Origin of the sequence: Halorubrum sp. Atlit-26R, from assembly GCF_003666015.1 — an archaeon.
In the GTDB taxonomy this organism is placed as follows: Archaea; Halobacteriota; Halobacteria; order Halobacteriales; family Haloferacaceae; genus Halorubrum.
The window spans coordinates 1-795 of sequence record NZ_QPLT01000180.1; the positions used below are offsets into that span (position 1 = coordinate 1).

Annotated in this window: 1 protein-coding gene; it reads left to right on the forward strand. The window is 53.1% G+C overall.

Annotation, left to right across the window (positions count from 1 at the left end; translation table 11 throughout):
* Positions 1–795, forward strand: a 795-nt coding sequence (locus tag DVK07_RS23910; protein WP_121598557.1) for a histidine kinase dimerization/phospho-acceptor domain-containing protein, incomplete at both ends; no start/stop codon positions are given.

The window sequence follows — 795 nt, forward strand, 5'->3', positions numbered from 1 at the left end:
AGATCGTGGCCCACGAGAGTTTCTCATCCAGACCGCCCCGCTTGATGATCAATCAGGTGGGTTCGTCATTTACACCGATATCACTGGGCGCAAACGACGCGAAGAAAAGCTCAGTGCGCTCCACGATGTTGCCGAGGAGTTGGCACAGAGTGAGACGATCGATACAATTTGTGATCGGACAATAACCGCTAGCAAAGAGATTCTCTCGTTTGATCTGAGTGTGGTCGGCCTCAAGGATGGCGACCTGATCAAACCACAAGCGATCTCCGAAGAGGTTGCGCCAGACGGGTTGGCAGCAATGTCAGTCTCAGAAGGAATCGTGGGCAAAACCTACCGCACAGGTGAGTCGTATGTGTTTGATGATCTCACGAGCGTTCCAGAGGCCAACCCGCAAGGCCCGTACAAATCAGCGATTAGTGTGCCTATTGGTGAGCATGGCGCGTTTCAAGCGGTGGCGACGACGCGCAACGCCTTTACTGAGAGTGACCTTGAGCTCACAGAACTCCTCATTCAGCACACGGAAAATGCGTTAGATCGGTTACAGCGAGAGCAGCAACTCCACCAACAGACAGAGCGGCTCAACCAGTTTACCAGTGTGCTTAGCCACGATCTACGGAATCCACTTAATGTCGCAACGGGACATATTGAGCTGCTCCGCGACGAGTGTGACAGCGAGCATGTCGACAATATCGCACAGGCACAACACCGCATGGAAGAACTCATCGAGAATGTTCGCACCCTTGCGCGGAATAGTGGGACAGATACTGAATTTGAGGCTGTGCCGATCGGCAGTAT